Annotated in this window: 16 protein-coding genes and 1 pseudogene; 11 read left to right on the top strand and 6 right to left on the bottom strand. The window is 66.4% G+C overall.

The features are described 5' to 3' along the window. Position 1 precedes the first annotated feature (1 nt). The 5 genes from iolD (at position 2) to AAFP30_RS00470 (ending at position 6645) form a co-directional block, all read left to right on the top strand. Positions 2-2011 (top strand): 3D-(3,5/4)-trihydroxycyclohexane-1,2-dione acylhydrolase (decyclizing), encoded by a 2010-nt coding sequence (gene iolD / locus AAFP30_RS00490; protein ID WP_419227868.1) that lies wholly within the window; start codon positions 2-4, stop codon positions 2009-2011. Then, positions 2011-2919, top strand: coding sequence for a sugar phosphate isomerase/epimerase family protein (locus tag AAFP30_RS00485; protein ID WP_419227867.1), 909 nt, complete (start codon positions 2011-2013; stop codon positions 2917-2919). The genes iolD and AAFP30_RS00485 overlap by 1 nt, the downstream gene beginning before the upstream one ends. Before the next feature lie 32 nt (positions 2920-2951). Continuing rightward, complete coding sequence (locus AAFP30_RS00480) at positions 2952-4013, top strand: Gfo/Idh/MocA family protein (RefSeq protein WP_419227866.1); 1062 nt, start codon at positions 2952-2954, stop codon at positions 4011-4013. A 2-nt stretch (positions 4014-4015) separates the two neighbouring features. Then, complete coding sequence (locus AAFP30_RS00475) at positions 4016-4888, top strand: sugar phosphate isomerase/epimerase family protein (RefSeq protein ID WP_419227865.1); 873 nt, start codon at positions 4016-4018, stop codon at positions 4886-4888. Positions 4889-5151: 263 nt separating this feature from the next. After that, entirely contained in the window at positions 5152-6645 is a 1494-nt protein-coding gene (locus tag AAFP30_RS00470; RefSeq protein ID WP_419227864.1) for a CoA-acylating methylmalonate-semialdehyde dehydrogenase, read from the top strand. Positions 6646-6778: 133 nt separating this feature from the next. Here AAFP30_RS00470 and AAFP30_RS00465 read toward each other — a convergent pair. The 3 genes and pseudogenes from AAFP30_RS00465 to AAFP30_RS00455 all read right to left on the bottom strand — a co-directional run bounded on the left by AAFP30_RS00465 (position 6779) and on the right by AAFP30_RS00455 (position 9944). Next, a pseudogene (locus AAFP30_RS00465) lies at positions 6779-7788 on the bottom strand (Gfo/Idh/MocA family oxidoreductase). Then, positions 7785-8816, bottom strand: coding sequence for a Gfo/Idh/MocA family protein (locus tag AAFP30_RS00460; protein ID WP_419228622.1), 1032 nt, complete (start codon positions 8814-8816; stop codon positions 7785-7787). Before AAFP30_RS00460 ends, AAFP30_RS00465 begins: the two are co-directional and overlap by 4 nt. 111 nt (positions 8817-8927) lie before the next feature. Then, positions 8928-9944 carry a Gfo/Idh/MocA family oxidoreductase gene (locus tag AAFP30_RS00455; RefSeq protein WP_419227863.1) on the bottom strand — a complete coding sequence of 339 codons (1017 nt, stop codon included), beginning with the start codon at positions 9942-9944 and terminating at the stop codon, positions 8928-8930. Between the two features lie 114 nt (positions 9945-10058). Between AAFP30_RS00455 and AAFP30_RS00450 the strand changes: the two genes are divergently transcribed. Continuing rightward, on the top strand, positions 10059-11525 hold the full coding sequence (locus AAFP30_RS00450; RefSeq protein ID WP_419227862.1) for a sugar porter family MFS transporter: 1467 nt from the start codon (positions 10059-10061) through the stop codon (positions 11523-11525). Positions 11526-11604: 79 nt separating this feature from the next. Here the strand turns inward: AAFP30_RS00450 and AAFP30_RS00445 are convergent, their stop codons facing one another. Continuing rightward, entirely contained in the window at positions 11605-12603 is a 999-nt protein-coding gene (locus AAFP30_RS00445; protein WP_419227861.1) for a LacI family DNA-binding transcriptional regulator, read from the bottom strand. Positions 12604-12805: 202 nt separating this feature from the next. On the opposite strand from AAFP30_RS00445, the gene AAFP30_RS00440 reads away from it, so the two are divergent. Genes AAFP30_RS00440 through AAFP30_RS00430 form a run of 3 tightly spaced genes read left to right on the top strand, consistent with a single transcriptional unit; the run spans position 12806 to position 14829 of the window. Next, positions 12806-13870 (top strand): Gfo/Idh/MocA family oxidoreductase, encoded by a 1065-nt coding sequence (locus AAFP30_RS00440; protein WP_419227860.1) that lies wholly within the window; start codon positions 12806-12808, stop codon positions 13868-13870. Continuing rightward, positions 13870-14649: a TIM barrel protein gene (locus AAFP30_RS00435; protein WP_419227859.1), complete on the top strand. Its 780-nt coding sequence runs from the start codon at positions 13870-13872 to the stop codon at positions 14647-14649. Before AAFP30_RS00440 ends, AAFP30_RS00435 begins: the two co-directional genes overlap by 1 nt. A 54-nt stretch (positions 14650-14703) precedes the next feature. Next, the gene (locus AAFP30_RS00430) at positions 14704-14829 is read left to right on the top strand and encodes a hypothetical protein (protein ID WP_419227858.1); all 126 of its coding nucleotides are present in this window, start codon (positions 14704-14706) and stop codon (positions 14827-14829) included. 35 nt (positions 14830-14864) lie between these two features. On the opposite strand, the gene AAFP30_RS00425 is transcribed toward AAFP30_RS00430, so the two are convergent. Further along, positions 14865-15737 (bottom strand): LysR family transcriptional regulator, encoded by an 873-nt coding sequence (locus AAFP30_RS00425; protein ID WP_419227857.1) that lies wholly within the window; start codon positions 15735-15737, stop codon positions 14865-14867. 196 nt (positions 15738-15933) lie between these two features. Between AAFP30_RS00425 and AAFP30_RS00420 the strand changes: the two genes are divergently transcribed. Next, positions 15934-16611: a hypothetical protein gene (locus AAFP30_RS00420; protein WP_419227856.1), complete on the top strand. Its 678-nt coding sequence runs from the start codon at positions 15934-15936 to the stop codon at positions 16609-16611. 169 nt (positions 16612-16780) lie between these two features. Further along, on the top strand, positions 16781-18052 hold the full coding sequence (locus AAFP30_RS00415) for an MFS transporter (RefSeq protein WP_419227855.1): 1272 nt from the start codon (positions 16781-16783) through the stop codon (positions 18050-18052). A gap of 58 nt (positions 18053-18110) precedes the next feature. Here AAFP30_RS00415 and AAFP30_RS00410 read toward each other — a convergent pair whose 3' ends face one another. Continuing rightward, positions 18111-18521 carry an Ig-like domain-containing protein gene (locus AAFP30_RS00410; RefSeq protein WP_419227854.1) on the bottom strand — a complete coding sequence of 137 codons (411 nt, stop codon included), beginning with the start codon at positions 18519-18521 and terminating at the stop codon, positions 18111-18113. Positions 18522-18541 lie beyond the last annotated feature (20 nt).

The raw sequence follows: 18541 nt of genomic DNA, 5'->3' as shown, positions 1-18541 counted from the left end.
CGTGGCACCGATCAATCAGGGACGCGCCGGCGGACTGACCGGCGTGCGGACTCCCCACGGTGAACCCACCGTCCGCCTCACCGTCGCGCAGGCGACCGTCAAGTTCCTCGCCAACCAGTACGTCGAGCGCGACGGCGAACGCAGCAAGTTCTTCGCCGGCTGCTTCGGCATCTTCGGCCACGGCAATGTCGCCGGACTCGGGCAGGCGCTGCTGCAGCAGGAGGTCGACGATCTGACTGCCGGCGACGAGCCGTCGCTGAAATATGTGTTGGGCCGCAACGAGCAGGCCATGGTGCACTCGGCGGTCGGCTATGCGCGGATGAAGGATCGGATGGAGGCGTGGGCCGTCACCGCGTCGGTCGGCCCGGGTGCCACCAACATGCTCACCGGCGCCGCACTCGCCACCATCAACCGGCTGCCCGTACTGCTGCTGCCCGCCGACACCTTCGCCACCCGCGCGTCGGCGCCGGTGTTGCAGGAGCTGGAGCTTCCGTCGTCGGGTGACGTCACCGTCAACGACGCGTTCAAGCCGGTGTCCCGGTTCTTCGACCGTGTGTGGCGCCCAGAGCAGTTGCCCGCCGCGCTGATCGGTGCGATGCGCGTGCTGACCGACCCGGTGGAGACCGGCGCGGCCACCGTCGCCATCCCGCAGGACGTACAGGCCGAGGCCTTCGATTGGCCGGAATCACTGTTCGCCGAGCGCACCTGGCATGTGGCACGCCCGCTTCCGGAGAGCCGCGTCATCGCCGAGGCCGCGGACATCATCCGCTCGGCCAAGCGTCCGCTGATCGTCGCCGGCGGCGGCGTGATCTACAGCGGCGCCACCGAATCGCTCGCGAAGTTCTGCGCCCGCACCGGAATTCCGGTCGGCCAGAGCCAGGCCGGCAAGGGTTCGCTACCGTACGACCATCCCCAGTCGGTCGGGGCGATCGGCTCCACCGGGACCACCGCCGCCAACGCGCTCGCCGCCGAGGCCGACGTGGTGATCGGTATCGGCACCCGTTACAGCGACTTCACCACTGCGTCGCGCACCGCATTCACCGGCGAGGCCGTGCGGTTCGTGAATATCAATGTGGCATCACTGGATTCGATCAAGCAGGGCGGCTACAGCGTGGTCGCCGACGCCCGCGAATCCCTCGACGCCCTCGACGCCCTGCTGTCGGACTACTCGGTCGACGCCGACTACGCCGAGCGGATCACCGCGCTCGCCACCGAGTGGGACGAGATCGTCGAGCGGGCGTACTCCCCGACTGCGGTCGGCACCAACATCGCCACCGGCGACGAGGCGCTGACCCAGGGTGCGGTCATCGGGCTGGTCAACGAGACCTCAGATCCGCGCGATGTCGTCGTCTGCGCGGCCGGCTCGATGCCCGGTGACCTGCACAAGCTTTGGCGCACCCGCGATTCCAAGGGCTACCACGTCGAATACGGCTACTCCTGCATGGGCTACGAGGTGGCCGGCGGACTCGGCGTGAAGATGGCCTGCCCCGATCGCGACGTGTTCGTCATGGTCGGCGACGGCTCCTACCTGATGATGGCCACCGAACTGGTCACCGCGGTGCAGGAGAACCTGAAGGTCATCGTCGTGCTGGTGCAGAACCACGGATTCGCGTCCATCGGTTCGCTCTCCGAATCCCTGGGCTCGCAACGGTTCGGCACCAACTACCGCTACCGCAGCGACGACGGCCGGCTCGACGGCTCCACCCTGCCGATCGATCTGGCCGCCAACGCCGCCTCGCTGGGCGCCGACGTCATCCGTACCACCACCGCCGCCGAGTTCGCCGACGCGATCAAGACGGCCAAGGCCGCCGAGCGCACCACCGTCATCCATGTGGAGACCGATCCGCTGATCGGCGCCCCGGACAGCGAATCCTGGTGGGATGTCCCGGTCTCGGAGACCTCGACCCTGGAGTCGACCCAGCAGGCCTACGACGTCTACGCGCAATGGAAGGCCGTACAGCGTCCGTATCTCAACCCCACCAATCCGAACAACACCACCGGAGGACACTGATGTCGCCGACCATTCTCGTTGGTTCCGCACCCGACTCGTGGGGCGTCTGGTTCCCCGACGATCCGCAGCAGACCCCGTACACCCGCTTCCTCGACGAGGTCGCCGCGTCGGGCTACGAGTGGATCGAGTTGGGCCCCTTCGGTTATCTGCCCACCGACCCCAAACAGCTGCTCGACGAGCTCGGTGAGCGCGGCCTGAAGCTGTCCGCCGGCACGGTGTTCGAGCACCTGCACCAGGACAACTCCTGGGACGCGGTGTGGACGCAGATCGAGGACGTCGCGAAACTGACTGCGGCCGTGGGCGGCAAGCACGTCGTCGTCATCCCGGAGATGTGGCGCGACCCGGCCACCGGCGAGGTCCTCGAGGACCGGAACCTCACCGATGAGCAGTGGCGCAAGAAGACCCAGGGCATGAACGAGCTGGGTAAGGCGATGTTCGAGAAGTACGGTGTACGAGCGCAATACCATCCGCACGCCGACTCGCACGTCGATACCGAGGAGAACATCTACCGGTTCGTGGAGAACACCGATCCGGAGTTCGTGAACCTCTGCCTCGACACCGGTCACGTCTCCTATTGCGGCGGAGATAATCTCGCGATCATCCGCAAGCATCCCGACCGCATCGGCTACCTGCACCTCAAGCAGGTCGACGAGGCCGTGCGCGCCAAGGTCGCCGCCGACGACCTGCCATTCGGCGAGGCCGTCAAGCTCGGCGCGATGACCGAGCCACCGCGCGGCATCCCCGAGATGCCGCCGCTGCTCGAGGCCGTCGCCGACCTCGGCATCGACATCTTCGCCATCGTCGAGCAGGACATGTACCCGTGCTCGCCCGACGCGCCACTGCCGATCGCCCAGCGCACCCAGAAATATCTCGGTTCCTGCGGCGTGCCCGCCGTTCGATTCAACTGACCACCAACACTTCCCACGAAGAAGGAGCAATCATGTCTGACCTGCGCGTCGCCATCCTCGGCGTCGGCATGATGGGTGCCGACCACGTCGCTCGCATCACGCAGCGCACCAAGGGCGCCACCGTCACCGTGCTCAACGACTACTTCCCGGAGAAGGCCGAAGAACTCGCGGCCACCATCCCGGGTTGCCGGGTGATCAACGATCCGCTCGACGCGATCGCCGACCCGGATGTGGACGCGGTCATCTTGGCCACCCCCGGCCCGACCCACGAGAAGCAGCTGCTGGCCTGTATCGAGGCCGGCAAGCCGGTCATGTGTGAGAAGCCGCTGACCACCGACGTCGAGACCTCGCTGGCCGTGGTCAAGGCCGAGGCGGAATCGGGCAAGAAGCTGATCCAGGTCGGTTTCATGCGCCGCTTCGACGCCGAGTACGAGCAGCTCAAGGGCCTGATCGACGACGGCACTTTCGGCCAGTTGCTGGTGGCGCATTGCGTCCACCGCAATCCGGCCGTGCCACCGAGCTTCGACTCCGCGATGATCGTCAAGGACTCGCTCGTCCACGAGGTGGACGTCACGCGCTTCCTGTTCGACGAGGAGATCACTTCGGTGCAGATCATCGCACCGGGATCAAACCCGAATGCGCCTGAGGGACTCAAGGATCCGCAGATCGCGATCTTCCAGACCGCCTCCGGCCGGCACATCGACGTCGAGTGCTTCGTCACCACCGGCGTCGCCTACGAGGTGCGCACCGAGGTCGTCGGCGAACTCGGTTCGGCGTTCATCGGGCTCGACCAGGGTGGCATTGTGCGTAAGCAGCGCAACCCCGTTCAGTCCGATACCGGCGACGGCCGCAAGATCGCGGGCATCTGGGGCGGCGACATCACGCCGTCGTTCGTCGAGCGTTTCGGCGCTGCCTACGACACCGAGATCCAGCGGTGGGTCAACGCGGTCAAGGCCGGCACCAACGTCGACGGCCCGGGTGCGTGGGACGGCTATGCCGCCGCCGCCGTCTGCGCCGCGGGTGTGAAGGCGCTCGAGACCGGCGAGGTCGTCACCGTTGACATGGTCGACCGCGCCTCGATCAAGGGGGCCTGAGCATGAAGGTCGCCCTCGATCCCACTCCGTTCCACCACGATTACTCGCTGCTGGAACTGCCCAAGGTGGTTGCCGATCTCGGCTACGAGTACCTGCAGCTGACCCCGCACGTGGACATGATCCCGTTCTTCAATCACCCCAAGGCCGACGACGATCTGGTCGCCAAGTTCCGCAAGGCCTGCAGTGATGCCGGCGTCGGAATCGCGTCGGTGCTGCCGGTGCTGCGCTGGTCGGGTCCCGACGAGGACGCCCGCGAAGCTGCGGTGCGGTACTGGAAGCGGGCCATCCAGATCACCGTCGACCTCGGTGTGAACGTGATGAATACGGAGTTCTCCGGTCGTCCGGAGAAGGCCGAGGAATCCGAACGCGCCTTCTACCGGTCGATGGAGGAGCTGGTTCCGATCATCGAGCGTGAGGGCATCGATGTCCGCATCGACCCGCACCCCGATGACTTCTGCGAGGACGGCCTGGCCGCCATCCGGATGATCCGCGGGATCAACTCGAAGAACTTCGGCCTGGTGTACGTCGCCTGCCATAGCTTCCACATGGGTGGCAACATGGCCGAGATCATGACCACCGCCGGTGACCTACTGCGTCTGGTGCACGTCGCCGACACCATGGATCACCATGCGTCGCACGGGCTTCGGTACATCACCAACCCGCCCGGCAACGCCGTCCGAGTGCATCAGCACCTCAAGATCGGCGACGGCGACGTCAACTGGGACGAGTTCTTTTCCACCCTCGGCGACATCGGTTTCTACGACCGCGACGACACCGTCATGGTGTCAAGTGTGTTCGCGGAGAATGAGAATGCCACCGAAGTGTCGCGCTACCAACTCGCCACCATGAACGAGTACGTCAAGAAGTACAGCTGACCGATTCTGCCGCAAGTGATCTCGGTCAGAGGAAAGGCGACGCCGCACCCTTTTCCGCTGGTCGAGTAAGCCCGGCGACGAAGGAGCCGAGCGCATCGAGGCCACACAGTAACCCTTGCACCACAGGTGATCTCGATACACTCGTCGCTAGCGCTCCTCGCTACTCGATCAGCGGGAATGCGTTCGTCGCTAGCGCTCCTCACTTACTCGATCAGCGGGGGGCGACGCCCGCTCCTCCACCCAAACCCAACAGGAGAAACCCCATGTCCGACACCATCACCCACTGGGTCAACAACAAGGCCTTCCCCGGCACCTCGAGCAACACCGCTCCGGTGACCAACCCCGCCACCGGCGCTGTCACCGGCGAGGTCGCCCTGGCCAACGTCGAAGACGCCCGCGCGGTCATCGACGCCGCCGCAGCAGCCTTCCCGATGTGGCGCGACACCAGCCTCGCGAAGCGCACCGGCATCCTGTTCAAGTTCCGCGAGCTCCTCGAAGCCCGCAAGCCCGAACTCGCCGCGATCATCACCGCCGAGCACGGCAAGGTCCTCTCCGACGCCCTCGGCGAGATCTCCCGCGGCCAGGAAGTCGCCGAATTCGCCTGCGGTATCCCGCACCTGCTCAAGGGCGGCTACACCGAGAACGCCTCCACCAAAGTCGACGTCCACTCCGTACGCCAGCCGCTGGGCCCGGTCGGCATCATCTCCCCGTTCAACTTCCCCGCCATGGTCCCGATGTGGTTCTTCCCCGTCGCCATCGCCGCCGGCAACACCGTCGTCCTCAAGCCGTCGGAGAAGGACCCCACCGCCGCGATCTGGCTCGCCGAACTGTGGAAGGAAGCCGGACTGCCCGACGGCGTGTTCAACGTCCTGCAAGGCGACAAGACCGCCGTCGACGAGCTGCTCACGAACAAGGCCATCAAGTCGATCAGCTTTGTGGGCTCAACCCCGATCGCCGAGTACGTTTACGCCACCGGCACCGCCGCAGGCAAGCGCGTCCAGGCCCTCGGCGGGGCGAAGAACCACGCCATCATCCTCCCCGACGCCGACCTCGATCTCGCGGCCGACGCGATGGTCAACGCCGGCTTCGGTTCCGCCGGTGAGCGCTGCATGGCCATCTCCGTCGCCGTCGCCGTCGGTGATGTGGCCGACGACCTGGTCGCCAAGATCACCGAACGCGCCAAGACCATCAAGACCGGTGACGGCACCAAGAACTCCGACATGGGACCCTTGGTCACCAGGGTGCACCGCGACAAGGTCGCCTCCTACGTCGATGCCGGCGAAAAAGCCGGGGCCACTGTGGTTCTGGACGGCCGCACCGTTGAAGCTGATGGCGGAGCCGACGGATTCTGGCTGGGACCGACCTTGTTCGACAACGTCACCCCGGACATGAGCATCTACACCGATGAGATCTTCGGACCCGTCCTGTCCGTGGTCCGCGTGGAGTCCTACGACGAGGCGCTCGAGCTGATCAACTCCAACCAGTACGGCAACGGCACCGCGATCTTCACCAATGACGGTGGCGCGGCACGTCGTTTCCAGAACGAGGTCGAGGTCGGCATGGTCGGCATCAACGTCCCGATCCCGGTCCCGATGGCCTACTACAGCTTCGGCGGCTGGAAAGCCTCGCTGTTCGGCGACACCCACGCCCACGGCACCGAAGGCGTGCACTTCTTCACCCGCGCCAAGGCCATCACCACCCGCTGGCTCGATCCGTCACACGGCGGACTGAACCTGGGCTTCCCGCAGAACGCCTGAGCCCCAAGTTCTTCCCCCTGAAATCCAAAGATCCCCCGGTTGCACGCCGGGGGATCTTTGGGTTTGTGGGGGAAGAAGTTTCGTTGTCGGGGGCGCCCTTCGTGACGGCCCTCCGCTAGCGCTCCGGGCCTCCTCAGGGAGCAGAAGAGGGCACGAGGCCGTAGTCCACGCTCACCGTGCGGCCACCGTCGTTCATCGACTCGACGATGGCGTCGGCGACGAGCGCGGCGCGCAGGCCGTCGTCGGCTGTGGCCAAGGTCGGTGTGCGACCGACCGATAGCGCGTCGATCCACTCCGTCAGTTCCAGCCGGTAGGCGTCGGCGTACCGCGGACGCCAGTCGGCGGGATAGTCCACGGACCGGGTCCGCGCGGAGTCGATGACGACGGTCTGCGGCAGGGTGAGTGCGGCGACTCCGTCATCGCCGACGACCTCGCAGCGGGTGTCGTAGCCATATCCGGCGTTGAGGAACACCTCGACGGTGATCAGCACGTCGGAGTCGGTGCGCAGCAACATGATCTGTGGGTCGCGGCGGGGACCGCCGTTGCGGGAGGAGCGGCCGGCGTGCCAGCTGACTTCGGCGATCGGGAATCCAGCAGCCACGGCATGATGTCGAGTTCGTGGATAGCCGAATTGGTCACCGTGGCAGCGGAATCCCCACCCGGGCCGGCGGTCACAGTGCGACTGACGCAGTGCGCCACCAGGATCTCGCCGAGGTCTCCCCCGGAGACGGCGTGGCGGAGGTCAACGTAGGCCGGGTCGAAGCGGCGCATGAATCCGAGGGTGATCAACTGCCGACCCGTCGCGCGTTCCGCGTCGCAGACCGCACGCGACTCGGCAGCGGTGGGCGCCAACGGTTTTTCGCACAGCACCGGCTTCCCCACCGCGATCGCGGCGAGCGCCAACTCGGCGTGCGTGGAGTCGTGGGAGGCGATGATCACTGCGTCGACATCGTCGCTGGTGATCAGCTCGATGCCGTCCGTGCACACCCGCGCGTCCCGCATCTGCGCTGCAATGGATTGGGCAGCAGCCTGATTGACGTCGGCGACCGCGACCACTTCGGCGCCGTTGACCGACCGGTTGAGAGTGAGAGCGTGGTCGGAGCCCATGATGCCGACCCCGATGATTCCGACTCGGATGGTCATGACTGTCCCTCTCCGACGAAGACGATGTCGAGCTCGGACCGAATGGCGTCCATGGTGTGAAGGGTGGCCACAACGTTGGCGAGCGGGTGGGTCGTCGACTCAGTGTTGCCGGCCACGATCTCGCGGGCGGCATCGACGGCCGAGAAGTGCAGACCGGCCTCGTGGCCGCCGTGTTCTTCGATGTACCGCAACGTTTCACCCTTGCGTTGGCGAAGTTCGAACGGGCCCGGCTGATAAAACGGCCCGGGGATGGCGATGGTCGCGTCGACACCGCAGATCGCGGCGTCGGTGGGCGTATCGGACAGGATCGTGGTGTTGATCAGTGCCTGCGCGCCGGACGCGGTGCCGAGGATGGCCGAGATCTGGCCGTTCAGCTCATCATTGGCAGGTGTGCCGAGTGCCGCGACCCGCGTCGGGGAGCCGATGGTCCACTGCGCGAACGCGACCGGGTACGAGCCGAGGTCGAGCATCGGACCGCCGGCGAGCGCCGGGTTGTAGATGCGGTGATCGGTGGTGAAGAACTCGCCGTGATCGGCCATCACGGTGCGGATCTCGCCGAGCGCGCCGTCGTCGAGCAGTCGACGCAGCACGTCGAACTTGGGCAAGAACCGGGTCCACATGGCCTCGCCTGCGAACAATCCGGTCGCGCGTGAGCGGTCGGCGATCTCGCGTGCTTGAGAGGCATTGATACCCAGGGGCTTTTCCACCAGGACGTGCTTGCCCGCGTCGAGCACCGCGAGCGCGTTCGGCCGGTGCTCGGTGTGCGGGGTGCAGACGTAGATGATGTCGACCTGCGGATCGGCCAGCAGTTCCTCGTAGGAGCCGTGGGCCGCACCGATGCCGTGCTGCTGCGCGAACTCCTGTGCGCGCGGCAGCGACCGGGAGCCGACGGCGACCACCTTCTGTTCGGTGTGCGCATTCAGGGCGGCGACGAATCGGGCAGCAATCCAGCCGGGTCCGAGAATGCCCCAGCGCAGCACGGGCGCTGAACGCGGATCGGGAGTACGGGCGACGGGCAAAGTGGACAGCACGACACGTCCTTTCGACGCAGGGTTCGTGAGGCTTTCATCGTGTTACAGCCGACGCAGCAGTGTCAATAGTTTGTCTGGACATAAGGAGGAATCTGATTGCCGCGTCGGTTACAGCCGAACGGTGACCCCGTCGAGCGCACTCTCCCGCGCAGCGTCGAGTACTTCGAGCACGGCGATCGCCTCGACTGCCGGAACCGGCTGCGGCCCACCTCCATCGACCGCGGCGGCGAATTGCCGGTAGAACTCGTCGTAGCGACCCTGCGCCGACGGAATCGTTTCGACACCGGCGGCGGTGTGCAGCGTGCCCAACCGGCCGTCGCGCTCATAGCCCCAACCCGCGAGGTCATCGGCCGGACGTCGACCGGACTTGATCTGGTCGGTCTGCACGTCGGTGCCGTCGCTGACGTAGCTGCCCTCGGACCCGTAGATCCGCCACTGCCGCGCGGCGACGTGATTGATCTTGCTGGCGGCCACCGTCGAGTACACGCCGTTGCGGTGGGAGATGGAGACGGCGAAACCGCAGTCGGTGCGGCCTTCTGGCTGGTCCACAAAGTCCAGATGCGCACTCACCGACTTTGCCGGTCCGAAGGTCGTGAGCACATGGTCGACGAGGTGCGCCCCGAGGTCGCGCAGCAGCCCGCCCGACGGTCCGGCGTCGAGGCTGCCCGGCTCATCGAGATCGAACCGGGATTCGACCCGCCACACCTCTCCAAGTCGCGGCAGCACCTGTGCGATGGTCGCCACGTCGGTGTCCCAGCGTCGGTTGTGGAACACGCTGAGCAGCACGCCGGCCCGCTGCGCGGCGTCGGCGAGTTCCCGCCCGCCGGCGGCGTCCGGGGCGAACGGCTTGTCGGCGACGACGTGCACCCCGCGTCCGATCGCCTCGAGAACCAGATCACGTCGCGTGTCGGGCGGGGTGGTGATCGTGACCGCGTCGACGCCGGCGTCGAGCAGGTCGGAGAGCGAGTCGAACACCGGGGTGCCGGGCAGGTCGACGGCGAGTTCGTGGCGCCGTTGCGGGTTACGCGTCACCACACCCACCAGTTCGATCTCCTCCACCGCGGCGATGTACGGCGCATGGAAGAGACGGCCACCGGCGCCGTACCCGACGAGTCCGAGTCGCATGAAGTTCTCCTCAACCCTTGAAGTTTGTTAGGACATTATGACAGTATCGGGAAAGTTCGCGCGTGACCACCATCACGACGCCAACCGCAATGTAAGCCAACCCCGGGAGTGTCGATGTCCACAGCCGAGAGTTCGGAACTCGTCAAGGAAAGAAGGGCACTGCCACCACTGGGGCACGGACCTTTCCGGCGCCGCCTGCACTCGGTGGCCCTGATCGCAACCTTGGGCGGTTTGCTCTTCGGCTACGACACCGGCGTCATCAACGGCGCGCTGGAACCGATGAAGGAAGACCTCGGTCTGACCGCGTTCACCGAGGGCGTGGTGACGAGCTCGCTGCTGTTCGCGGCGGCCTTCGGCGCCATCTTCGGTGGCCGCATCGCCGATGTGCTCGGTCGGCGGAAGACAATCGTCGGGCTGGCGTTCCTGTTCCTCATCGGCGCGCTCACCTGTGTGTTCGCCCCCGGTTTCGAGGTGATGGTGCTCGGCCGCGTCATCCTCGGCCTCGCCGTCGGCGCGGCGTCGACCGTCGTCCCGGTCTACCTCGCCGAGGTCGCGCCGTATGAGATCCGCGGCTCGCTCGCCGGCCGCAACGAACTGATGATCGTCATCGGCCAACTCGCCGCATTCATCATCAACGCCATCATCGGCAATGTGTGGGGTGAGCACGAGGGCGTCTGGCGCTACATGCTGGCCGTCGCCGTGATCCCCGCCCTATGCCTCATGTTCGGTATGCTGCGGGTCCCGGAGTCGCCGCGCTGGCTGATCACTCAGGGACGCAACGACGAAGCGCGCGAAGTGCTCTCGACCATTCGATCGCAGCAGCGCGCGAAGGCCGAGATCGACATGGTCATCGAGATCCACGAGATGGAACAGAACCGCGTACAGGGCAGTTGGTCGGCCATCCGCGACAGTCACTGGGTCCGCCGCATCATCCTGGTCGGCATCGGACTCGGTGTGGCCCAACAGCTCACCGGTATCAACTCGATCATGTACTACGGGCAGTCGGTCCTGAAGGAAGCCGGCTTCACCTCCAACGCCGCACTCATCGCGAACATCGCACCCGGCGTCATCGCGGTGATCGGGTCGGCCATCGCACTCTGGCTCGCACAGCACATGAACCGCCGCACCACCCTGCTGATCGGCTACACCCTGACGACCGTCTGCCACTTCCTCATCGGCACCGCGTCGATCTTGCTGCCGGTCGGCAACCCGTTACGCCCCTACGTGATCTTGTTCCTGGTCGTGCTGTTCGTCGGTTCGATGCAGACCTTCCTCAACGTCGCGACCTGGGTGCTGCTCTCGGAGATCTTCCCGCTGCAGATCCGCGGCCTCGCCATCGGTATCTCGGTGTTCTGCCTCTGGATGGCCAACGCCTTCCTCGGCCTGTTCTTCCCCACCCTGGTGGACGCCATCGGCATCACCGGCACGTTCTTCATGTTCGGCATCGTCGGGATCTTCGCCTTGGCCTTCGTCTACACGCAGGCACCCGAAACCCGGGGTCGCACACTGGAAGAGGTCGAGGACGACGTCACCACCGGGCGCATCTACACGCATCATCTGCGGGCGAAGGCCGGACTCTGACCCTTCGAGGCTCGTCGCTTGCGCTCCTCGCACCTCAGGGAGCGGCAGGCCTCGTCGCTGTACGACGGCACCGCTCCGGTCATCGGGGCGGTGCTGTCGTTTCCCGCACGACGAGATGCGGACGACGCACGATCGCCGGTGGCGCACCACCGTTGATCATCGCCAGCGCGCCGATAACGGCATCTCGCGCCATCTCCCCGGCGTCCTGCGACACCGTGGTGAGCGGTACCGCCGCCGACGACGCCAGACGCGCGTCATCGTAGCCCACCACCGAGAGATCCTGCGGCACAGACAGTCCCGCACGAATCGTGGAATCGATGACGCCGGTGGCACATTCGTCGTTGAACGCGATAACGGCGGTTGGTCGCGTTGCGTCGGCCAGTAACTCACGCATCGCGCGGGCACCGTCGATCTGCCCGAGACCCCCGGCCACCACCCGGGGTTCGGCAACGCCATGGCGGGCCATCGCCGCCAAGAATCCCACCCGGCGGTCATCAGCGCCGGGTGCCGCGCCGCCGTCAACGTGGGCGATCGCGCGATGGCCCTGCTCAACAAGGTGATCCACCGCCTGAGCGACGCCCGCGGTGTCGTCGGAGCGGATGTAGCCCACCCCGTCGACCTCGGCCGCGCGGGCCACCACCAGCACCGGCAACCGACGCGCCAGCGCCGTCAGATCAGCATCGGGCATCCGGGAACCCAACAGGATTGCCGCTTCACACCGCTCACGCACCACCGTCTGCACGGCCGCGGACTCCGGGCGGCTCGGCGCGACGGCACTGATCACCACGTCGAAGTCGGAGTCGGCGGCCACCCGATACATCTCCTCGACGAGGTCGCCGTGAAACGGTTCACGCAACTCGAAGGTGACGCCGAGCAGCTTCGACGACGACTGCCGCAGTTTCCGTGCCCGCTGATCCGGGACGTACCCCATCTCGTCGGCAATGCGCAGCACCCGCTCGCGGGTCTCGTCGCTGGCGCCGGGCACCCCGCGCATCACGATGGACACGAGCGCCTTCGACACCCCGGCCTCACGGGCGACGTCGATCAGCGTCGGCCGCCCCCGCTTTGCGCTGCTCACCGCCCACCTCCGCTTCGACACCTCAGGGCTTGACCAGGTGTGGTCAAGCCCACTATCGTCATCGACTAGAACGTACTAGATGACCGGCGTTCCAGGCCAGCCGACTCGGAGCCACTCCTCCCCCGATTCGAAACCAACCTCACCGCCGCGTCACCTAGAACGTTCTACTAGAACGTACTACCAACATGTGACGGAGAACCTCATGACGATCAGCGCCTCCCCCGCACCTGTGGCGACGCGCGCCGATGCCGCTGCCCCGATCCGGGTGGCCACCATCGGCGCCGGCCGCATCGGCAGCAATCACACCGCCCTCATCGCCCGCCACGTGCCCGGCGCCGTAGTGGCCGCGGTTGCCGACCCGGTCGACGGTGCCGCCGCACGCCTCGCCGAGACTGTGGGCGCCGGATTCGCCACCACCGACATCGATGACGTGCTCGGCTCCCCCGACGTCGACGCTGTGCTGATCACCGCGCCGGCCCGTAGCCACAGCGAATTGGTTTGTCGCGCAGCCCAGGCCGGCAAGCACGTCTTCTGCGAGAAGCCGATGGCGGTCACCCTCGACGAGGCGGACCGCGCGATCGCCGCCGCGGACGCGGCCGGTGTGGTGCTGCAGGTCGGCTTCAACCGCCGCTTCGCGCCCGGTTTCGCGGCGGCACGCCGAGCGGTGGACGACGGTCGGGTCGGCACCCCGCAGTTGCTGCGGTCGTTGACGCGGGATCCCGGTCCGTGGCAGGCAGATCCGGCACGTGTCCCGCAGTGGACGATCTTCCTCGAGACCCTGATCCACGACTTCGACACCCTTTGCTTCCTCAATCCGGGCGCTCGACCGGTCCGGGTGCATGCGTTCGCGGACGCGCTCGTCCGCCCCGACGCGAAGACGAGCGGCCATCTCGACACCGCGGTCGTCACCATCACCTTCGACAACGGCGCCATCGCCACCGCCGAGGCCAACTTCTCCGCGCTCTATGGATACGACGTGCGTGGCGAGGTGTTCGGCTCCAACGGCATGGCGACCGCGGGCGACGGCCGCACCACCGACATGACGTTCTACGGTGCCGCGGGTGTCGAAATCGACACCGCGAGAGCGGATACCGTGCTCCTGCACTCGGCGTACGTCGGTGAGCTGACCGCATTCGTCGACGCGGTACGCACCGGCGGCGCGGCCGTGGTGGGCGGGGCGGATGCCCGCACGGCGTTGCAGATCGCGCTGGCCGCGATCCGTAGTGTGCAGACCGGCGCCACCGTCGAGATCGATGAGGTGCAGTGATGAGCGCCCCGTACTCGCTGGCAGCCAGCGCCGAAATGCTCTATCTGGAACGGCCTTTCGTCGACCGTGTCCGTGCCATCCATGATCGCGGCCTACAGGTGGAGATCTGGGACTGGTCGACCAAGGACATTGACGCACTCGTCGCAACTGGCGCCTCGTTCGTGTCGATGACCGGTTACCTCACCGGCAATCTCACTGAGTCCGAGGGCATATCCGCGTTCCTGGAGTCGGCCGAGGAATCGTTGAAAGTTGCGGCGCGACTGAACTGTCCGAGCCTGAACGTGCACGGCACCGGTCTCGGACCCGAGGGATTGCCGGTGCGGCCGGTCGAGGTGGTAACTCCCGAGATGTGGTTGACCGCCGCCGACACGTTGCGTCGTCTCGCCGAACTCGGCGAACGCCACGGACGGGTGTTCACGCTGGAGAACCTCAACCTCGCCGTCGACCACCCGGGCACCCCGTTCGCGACCGCGGCCGACACCATGGCGCTGGTGCGTGCGGTGGATTCACCCCATCTGCGGATGAACCTCGATCTCTACCACGCGCAGATCGGCGAGGGAAACCTGATCGAATTGACCCGCGCCGCATTGCCATTCGTCGGCGAGATCCAGGTGGCCGACGTGCCCGGACGTTGCGAACCCGGCACCGGGGAGATCCACTACCCCGCGATCGCCGCGGCGCTGAAGGACCTCGGATACACCGGCGTCGTCGGACTCGAAGGGTGGGCGCGATCGGACCCGGATGCGGCACTTGACGCGTTTATCGCTGCATTTGTGTGAGTTGTTTTTCGACGACGAGAACCCGATCCATCCTGCCAATGGCAGCATGGACGCATGATGGATGACGAGGTGCCGACAGTCGTCAATCGGGCCTTGCCGGCGACGGGCGAAGGCAAAGCAGATCTTCAGCTCACGTTGGCCGACTACGTCGCGCGTACCGTACCCGCGGCGGGCAGGTGATGATGGATCTCATCACCTGACCCGTCACAAATCGTTCACGAGGCAAACTGCAGCACCGCATCGAGCACGGCCCGCGCCGCATTCGACGGGGTGCGCTCGGAGGAGTGAGCGATCGAGATATCCCAGGTGAGTCGTTTGTCCGAGCACGGGATGATCGCCCCGTCGGACTGGGTGCGCGCCACCCCAACCGGCACCAGCGTGACACCGAAACCGTTGGCCGCCAGGCTCATCCCGAAAACCTGATCGGCCACCTCGATGACTGTCCGCCGGTGCGGGATCTCCCGGTCGACCACCGCGCGGGTACCCCAGCCGGGTGGATAGTCGATGACGCGCTCGTCGGCAAGATCGGCGGTGGCGAACGTGCCGGTCTCGGCGAACCGGTGATCGGGAGCGCACACCAGGACGAGCGGCTCGGACGCGAGCAGGTGCACGGTGATGCCCGGGATCGTCGTCGGGTAAGCACCCAGGAAGGCGAGGTCGAGGGTGCCGGATCGCACGCCGACGATGTTGCCTGCGCTGCCGCGCGGATTCTGGCGCATCGCGATGGTGATGCCCGGATGCCGACGATGCACTGCCGCGAAGGCGCCCGCCAGATCGATCGACACCACATTCACCAACGCGCCGACCGACACCTCGCCACGGATGTCGCCGCGCACGCCGGATATCGCGTCGAAGACGTCGGCGCGGGCCCGCTGGGCCGCCCGCGCCGGCTCGATCACCGCACGCCCGGCGTCGGTGAGTACCAGCACTGTCGACGTACGGTCGAAGAGCCGCTCGCCGAGTTCCTTCTCGAGCTTGGCCACCGCCGTCGACACCGCCGACTGAACGACGTGCAACGACCGCGCGGCTGCAGTGAACGTCCCGTGCTCGCAACAGGCGAGGAAGTAGTCGAGTTGTCGCAGCTCCACGCTCAGGAGTCTATTTCGCAGTTCGTCCGCCGGTTGCTCGTTCGTCGGCCACTTGCAGGTGACCGACGAACGGACAACAGGCGGAGGAACATTCGATCCACAGGTGGGGACGCGGGCCTGTGCATGGATTTTCGGCGACGACCCGGATCGGGGGCAGAATCCTCGGCATGGACGACTTCCACTGTTGGACCCCGACTTGTCCACCGTCCACTTCACCACCGCGACAACCGCCAAACGAACCGCGCATGGCATGGTGCATCAAGGAACGCTGAAGGATTCGGACCGCGTCACCATCGACGACATCCTGCTCACCTCGCGGTCGCGGTCAATCTGCGATACCGCGCGGATCGGGACCGTGGAGCAGGCGGTCTGCGCCCTCGATTCGGGATTGCACCTCGGGGTGCCGCGACACGAGATCGATGAGCAGGTCGAACGGCTGCGACGACATAATGGTGCGCCAATCCTTCGCGCGGCGATGCCACTCGTCGACGGGCGGGCCGAAAGCGTCGGCGAGACGGTGAGCAGGCTCGCCCTCGCGCAAGACCCGCAGATTCCGCCGCCCGATCTGCAAGTCGAGATATGGGTCGATCTCAATGGTCGGAAGCGGGTGCGCAGCGACTACGGGTGGCGCGACAAGTCGGGCAAGCTCTGCGTCGTCGGCGAGTTCGACGGACGGGTGAAGTACCACCGATCCAACCCGTTCAGTGATGAACTCCCCGAGGAAGTGATCTACCAAGAGAAACTGCGGGAGGACGCGATCCGCGACACCGGGCCTCGGGTCGTACGCTGGACGTGGTCAGAAGCCCGGCGACGACCCAGAACCCTCCACGCCAGGGTGCTCAGCGCACTGCGAGCCGAAGGCGTCATCCCATAGCGGCGCCACGCCACGTTCGTCCGCTACTTGTCCGTTCATCGGCCCCCAGCACGGGCCCGACGAACCAGCAACTGGCGGACGGACGAACCGAGGACTGCATCTCGAATAGTGATGCACACATCAAAATCTATCGCTTTTCAGAATGGACCGCGCCCGGCAGCATGGTCTCATGGCAATTTCTGCACCCACACCCACCGACTCCCGGTATCGGCTCAGTCGGTTTGTGGTGTTCCTGTTCGCGGTGACCGCCGGGTCGTCGGCGGGCTGCCTCTACTACCTGCAGCCGCTGCTGCATCAGATCAGCGTCGACTTCTCGATTTCCACGACCACCGCGAGCATGCTGGTCGCGGTCACCCAGGTCGGCTACCTGCTCGGTCTCGCGTTCATCGTCCCGCTCGGCGACTTCCTGAATCGTCGACGACTCGTCGTCACGTTGCTCGCGGTGTCGTGTGTCGCGCTGATCGTCGCCGGGCTGATGCCGACCTATGCGGGTCTACTGATCATGGTGTTCGCCGTCGGGATCTCCGCGTCGGCGGCGCAGATCGTGGTGCCGTGGGCGGCTGCGATTGCCGGGCCGGGCGAGCGTGGGACGGTGGTCGGCACCGTGATGAGCGGTCTGTTGATCGGCATCCTGTTCTCGCGGGTGCTGTCCGGGCTGGTCGCCGACGTCGGCGGCTGGCGCGCGATCCTTTTCGTCGCCGCCGCGCTGCAACTCGCGATGGCGGCCGCAGTGTGGTTCCGCGCGCCGGGCGGTGAGGTACACCCGTCCGATCCGTCGCAGACCTACCCGCAGGTGCTCCGATCCATCCTCACGCTCGTCACCCAGCAGACGGTGTTGCGGCACCGAATGGTGTTGGGCGCGTTGAGCATGGCTGCGTTCAGCGCCATGTGGACTGCGATCGCCTTCCTGCTCGCCGGCTCGGGCGACTCGCCGTATCACTTCAGCGAGGCCGAGATCGGACTGTTCGGTCTCGCCGGGGTGGCCGGCGCGCTCGGCGCACCCATCGTCGGCAAGCTCGCCGACCGCGGGTTCCTGCGGCACGCCCAATACGGTGCGTGGCTCACTCAGATCGCCGGTTGGCTGCTGCTGTGGATCGGTGGGCACAGCGTGGCCGCCCTGATCGTCGCGTTGCTGGTATTCGACTTCGGTGTCCAAGGTGTGCAGCTCGCCAACCAGACCGGGGTCTATTCGCTTGACGCCGAAGCACGGTCGCGATTGACGACGGCGTACATGGTGTCGTACTTCGCCGGCGGTGTCATCGGTTCGACCGTCGGCGGATGGGCCTACCAGACCGGCGGCTGGACGTTGGTGTGCGAGATCGGTCTGGGCGCAGCGATTCTCGGGCTCGCACTCTGGGCAACGTTCGCGTGGACCGAGCGGGATCATCCAGTCCAGGGGCGAGAAGCCCACCAGCACTTGCGCAATCTCGTGACCACCTGATCATCGCGACGGGTGGGGCCGACCAGGGGGAACGCCGGCCCCACCCTCGCGGTGTGGCTCAGAACACCAGGCACATACTGCCGAAGTTCATGCCTTGGCCGACCTGAACGGTCGTGGTGCGGGTCGGTCCGTTGCCGGTCCCCTGCTGTGCAGTGATGATGTGGGTGCCCGGGGTGGTGGGCGTCCATTTGACCGTGGCGGTACCGCCGGATACGGCGATGGGACCGCCACCGATGAGGACGCCATTGTCCTTGAACCGCACCGTGTTTGGTCCGGTCACCGCGGCGACGACGTCGTAGGTACAGGTGGTGCCGATCCGACCGCCCGGGCCTGGTGTGACCGAGACACTGGTGGCCTGGGCGGATGCGGGCGCGGCGAGTACTAAGGTGGCAGCGCCTGCTGCGGCGGCAAGGGTTGCGGCCGCAGCGGTTACGCGCGAGCGACGACGTGGGATCAATGACGTGGACATGGTTTCTCCTGGTGGGTGAC

It is taken from the genome of Gordonia sp. CPCC 205515 (genome assembly GCF_048537925.1).
Taxonomy (GTDB): Bacteria; Actinomycetota; Actinomycetes; order Mycobacteriales; family Mycobacteriaceae; genus Gordonia.
This window is presented reverse-complemented; position numbering and strand designations above follow the sequence as displayed.

Bases quoted from the DNA above. Each gene is read 5' to 3' on its own strand.
- AAFP30_RS00485 (WP_419227867.1), top strand. From the start codon at position 2,011: ATGTCGCCGACCATTCTCGTTGGTTCCGCACCCGACTCGTGGGGCGTC.
- AAFP30_RS00480 (WP_419227866.1), top strand. From the start codon at position 2,952: ATGTCTGACCTGCGCGTCGCCATCCTCGGCGTCGGCATGATGGGTGCC.
- AAFP30_RS00475 (WP_419227865.1), top strand. From the start codon at position 4,016: ATGAAGGTCGCCCTCGATCCCACTCCGTTCCACCACGATTACTCGCTG.
- AAFP30_RS00470 (WP_419227864.1), top strand. From the start codon at position 5,152: ATGTCCGACACCATCACCCACTGGGTCAACAACAAGGCCTTCCCCGGC.
- AAFP30_RS00455 (WP_419227863.1), bottom strand. From the start codon at position 9,944: ATGCGACTCGGACTCGTCGGGTACGGCGCCGGTGGCCGTCTCTTCCAT.
- AAFP30_RS00450 (WP_419227862.1), top strand. From the start codon at position 10,059: ATGTCCACAGCCGAGAGTTCGGAACTCGTCAAGGAAAGAAGGGCACTG.
- AAFP30_RS00440 (WP_419227860.1), top strand. From the start codon at position 12,806: ATGACGATCAGCGCCTCCCCCGCACCTGTGGCGACGCGCGCCGATGCC.
- AAFP30_RS00435 (WP_419227859.1), top strand. From the start codon at position 13,870: ATGAGCGCCCCGTACTCGCTGGCAGCCAGCGCCGAAATGCTCTATCTG.
- AAFP30_RS00430 (WP_419227858.1), top strand. From the start codon at position 14,704: ATGATGGATGACGAGGTGCCGACAGTCGTCAATCGGGCCTTGCCGGCG.
- AAFP30_RS00415 (WP_419227855.1), top strand. From the start codon at position 16,781: ATGGCAATTTCTGCACCCACACCCACCGACTCCCGGTATCGGCTCAGT.
- AAFP30_RS00410 (WP_419227854.1), bottom strand. From the start codon at position 18,521: ATGTCCACGTCATTGATCCCACGTCGTCGCTCGCGCGTAACCGCTGCG.